Origin of the sequence: Anaerotignum sp. (assembly GCF_030625865.1) — a bacterium.
GTDB lineage: Bacteria > Bacillota > Clostridia > Lachnospirales > Anaerotignaceae > Chakrabartyella.
Genome location: NZ_DAOUQB010000079.1, coordinates 1 through 4,174, shown reverse-complemented (window position 1 = coordinate 4,174; position 4,174 = coordinate 1). Strand labels below are relative to the sequence as shown.

At 33.5% G+C, this 4,174-nt stretch carries 5 protein-coding genes; all 5 read left to right on the top strand.

Features of this window, described 5'->3' with window-relative positions; translation table 11 throughout:
• The first annotated feature begins 171 nt into the window (after positions 1-171).
• The gene (locus tag P9Q65_RS13135) at positions 172-903 is read left to right on the top strand and encodes a hypothetical protein (RefSeq protein ID WP_304509967.1); all 732 of its coding nucleotides are present in this window, start codon (positions 172-174) and stop codon (positions 901-903) included.
• 174 nt (positions 904-1,077) lie between these two features.
• Complete coding sequence (locus P9Q65_RS13130) at positions 1,078-2,007, top strand: NAD(P)-dependent alcohol dehydrogenase (RefSeq protein ID WP_304509965.1); 930 nt, start codon at positions 1,078-1,080, stop codon at positions 2,005-2,007.
• 316 nt (positions 2,008-2,323) lie between these two features.
• Entirely contained in the window at positions 2,324-2,785 is a 462-nt protein-coding gene (locus tag P9Q65_RS13125; RefSeq protein ID WP_304509963.1) for a mobile mystery protein A, read from the top strand.
• Positions 2,776-3,372 (top strand): mobile mystery protein B, encoded by a 597-nt coding sequence (locus tag P9Q65_RS13120; RefSeq protein WP_304509961.1) that lies wholly within the window; start codon positions 2,776-2,778, stop codon positions 3,370-3,372. Before P9Q65_RS13125 ends, P9Q65_RS13120 begins: the two co-directional genes overlap by 10 nt.
• 261 nt (positions 3,373-3,633) lie before the next feature.
• Positions 3,634-4,174 (top strand): TIGR01212 family radical SAM protein (locus tag P9Q65_RS13115; protein ID WP_304509959.1); only part of this gene is annotated, 541 nt, incomplete at its 3' end.

Below are 4,174 nucleotides of genomic sequence, written 5' to 3'. Positions count from 1 at the left end.
AATCAAAAGACATTAATGACAAGGATTATAGAGAATAGCGTATATAAGAACATAAACACTATATAGACTTTACAAAATAGTTAGCAACAATAAAAACAAAAAGTAATCATGAGAATTGTATCATTAACTTTTATCGGATTTTTACTTATTCTATGCTCGTGTAAAAATGAAATGAAAAAGGAAACTTCAAATGAAATGACGAATGTCAGAGAAATTAGTTTTTACACTCCAGATAGCATTAAGATTTTCGGAGATTTATATGAATTAGATAAAAAAGAAAAAACAATACTACTCTTTCACCAAAGTGGGTCAAATGCCAGAGGAGAATATGCATCTATCATTCCTAATTTAATTGAGAAGGGTTACAACATATTAGCGATTGACCAAAGAGCAGGAGGGCAATATTATGGAAGTTATAATCGTACTCTTGCTAACATTCCTACTAATAGTTATGGTGATGGTTATGGCTATTGTGATGCATATAATAATCTTGAAAGTGCTTTAAATTTTATAATGGATTCCGGATTTTCGGGAGACAAAATTATTTGGGGAAGTAGCTATAGTGCTTCTCTTGCCATACAACTAGCCAACAATAGACAAAATGATGTTAATGGAGTATTAGCATTTTCACCTGCGTCTGGTGGATCAATGAAAGATTGCCTTCCTGATAAATATTTTGAAACATTAAAGATACCTTTGATAATATTAAGACCACCTAATGAAATGGAGAATGAAAACTCAAAGTCGCAATTTGATTTAGCAAATAAGTACAATCATCAAACTTATGTGCCTAAAAATGGCGTCCATGGTTCATCTATGCTTGTTGAAGAAAGGGTTGGAAGTGAAGTTGAAGATACATGGACAGTTGTTCTATCGTTTCTAAAGGAAATTGAAAAACAATAAAACTGTTGCCAACAATGGTTATAATTCATTGTAGTTTTATGCGACACCAAAGTTTAATATATTTAACATGGCTGATTTAGATAGCGGAAAATTCTAACGGATTTGTTCACAACGAAATCATAGCCGAGACCGTTGTGCGCCATATTATTAGCCTGTGAATAAGATATAAAGAAAATGAAAGCCATTGTTTGCACCAAATACGGACCACCGGAGGTTCTTCAGCTTAAAGAAATAGAAAATCCCTTGCATAAGGATAATGAAGTGCTTATAAAAGTACATGCTACAACAGTACACATAGGGGACACTAAGATTCGAAGATTAAAGCCTGGTTTAGGACCTGTCAAGGATTTCTTTTTCAGGCCCATGATGCGAATAATGATTGGGTTCAGAGGACCAAGAAAAAAAATTCTTGGAATGGAACTAGCCGGAGAAATTGAAGCGGTGGGCAAAGATGTTAAACTGTTTAAGAAAGGTGATCCCGTTTTTGCATCCACAGAGTTTGAATTTGGTGCCTACGCCGAGTATCGCTGTATGCCCGAAGATGGGATACTGGCAATAAAACCAACTAATATGACCTACGAGGAAGCAGCCCCTGTTCCTAATGGGGGATTAACCGCCTTGCTTAATCTTAGAAAAGCAAATATTCAGAAGGGTCAAAAAGTTTTAATCTATGGAGCTTCTGGCAGCGTAGGCACTTTTGCAATACAGCTTGCGAAATTCTTTGGGGCAGAAGTTACAGGAGTATGCAGCACTGCGAATTTGGAAATGGTGAAATCTCTGGGAGCTGATAACCTTATCGATTACACGAAAGAAGATTTTACACAAAGCAATAATACTTATGATGTTATTTTTGATGCAGTAGGGAAGATTGCACCTTCAAAACGTAAAAAGTCCCTGACGAAAACAGGAACCTATCTTAACGTACTTGATCTATCAAGCAACTTTAAGTTAAAGACTGAAGACCTGATATTTCTCAAAGAACTCTGCGAGAAAGGTAAGTTGAGATCGGTCATAGACAGACGCTACCCTATGGAACAAATAGTTGAGGCTCATAGGTATGTTGACAAAGGACACAAAAAAGGGAACGTGGTTATTACTATGTAATATTCAAATAATACGAATAACAAAGGCACAACAGTGTATAAAAATAATTGCCGAAATAGTAGTAAATTCAGAGGTGGTAGCCCACTTCAACTTTCTTGTAACTTGATAGGAATGAAGCCTGCAATCGGCCACTATTCTTATACTAATCGTTGGCTTTAATTTTAGACAGACTGTCTCTCCTCTTAGAAGGTATACGTTTAAGTTTCCATTTTAATACAAAAGAATACATATAAATATGCTTATTTTTTGTTTTTTATACATATTTGTATACTTTTGTCAATATTTTTATACGTATATGTATATTATTTAAAGCGAAATGAGGAACAAAAAACAACTTCTTATAGAACAACTGGATCAAAAATTAGAAAAATTTAAAGATTCAGCAATTGTCCTAGTCCCACAAAGGGGGTGGATTAACACCATTAGGACCACTCTTAACATGACAAGGGAGCAACTAGGTGCCAAACTTCAATTAACAAAAGGGGCAATACAAAAAATTGAAGAACGAGAAGCTTTGGGCCAAATTACAATTAACAAATTGAAAGATGCAGGCCAAGCATTGGATATGAAATTTGTATATGGATTTGTCCCAAATAATGGGAGCATTGACAATTTAATTAGCTTAAAATCTGAAAAAATGGCCCAAAAAATAGTTTTACGGACCAATCAAAATATGAAGTTAGAGGACCAAGGAATTGGAGATGAAAAGATTAATAAAACAATAAAAGACCTTGCAAAGGAAATAAAAAGGGAGGTAAGAAAATCTTTATGGGATTAGAATTACAATACGGAGATGGACAAACCCCTTTAGATGAAGAAGAAAAGGAAGATCTGAAAATAAAGTCAATTACAACTCAAGGGGAACTGGATGAGTTCGAGCAATTGAACATTGAAAAGGCTGTCGAATGGACCATTCATTCGAATTTAAAGCCTGAAAAAATATTAACTGAAAAGTTTGTAAAAGACTTGCATAAAAAAATGTTTAGTGATGTATGGAGATGGGCAGGCGAATTTAGAAGGTCTGAAAAAAACATAGGTATTAAATGGACTCAAATTGGAATTGAATTAAAGAACTTGCTGGACGACACAAAATATTGGATTAAAAATAATACCTTTTCACCGGAAGAAGTTGCTATTAAATTCAAACATCGAATTGTTTCAATTCACTGCTTTCCAAATGGAAACGGAAGGCATTCTAGAATGATGGCCGACATAATTATGGAATCTATTTTTGAGAAAGAAATATTTACCTGGCATCAATCAAATATGGTCAAAGCAGATGAAATAAAAAAAGAATATATAGATGCCTTAAAAAAAGCTGACAATGGAAATGTCAAGCCATTAATTAAATTTGCAAAAAACTAAAGCCAACATAGGCTATAGCTTATTGTGGCAAAGTGATTTACCCGAAGTAAGAGATCATAAAAAAAAGATATCGCTAGCGGAAAAATACAGCAATTTAAACCACAACATACCATAGCCAAAACGTTAGCAAGCATTAGGGTACGATAAAGGGACATCCTTTACAAAGTTAAAGAGAAATAGTTTACACTTTTTAAGATGCAATTTACAGGTAAACGTTATTTAGATTACTCTTCATTCATTAAATCAACGTTTGGAGAGAGGGTGCAAAAAATATCATTAGATATTGGTTTTTCTTGTCCTAATAGAGATGGATCCAAGGGTTATGGTGGTTGTACCTACTGTAATAACAGCACCTTTAATCCTGATTATTGTGAACCTACAAAAAGTATAAAACAGCAACTGGAAGAAGGTATAAGTAGATTTGCAAAAAAATACAAATCTCAACAATATTTAGCTTATTTTCAAGCATATACAAATACATATTCTGATATTAAATCACTTAAAAAAAAATATGAAGAAGCTTTATGTGTGCCTAATGTTGTAGGTTTAGTTATTGGTACCAGACCCGATTGTATTTCCGAAGAAATTATTGATTACTTATCATTTTTATCTAAACGATATTTTATTTCTCTTGAATTTGGAGTTGAAAGTACTTTAAACAGGACGTTAAAAAACGTTAATAGATGTCATACTCATGAAGAAACAAAAGCTACTTATGAAATTTGTAAAAATAAAGGTTTTCATCTTGGTGCTCATTTAATAATAGGCCTACCAGGTGAGAATAAGGAAGATTTGTTGAACC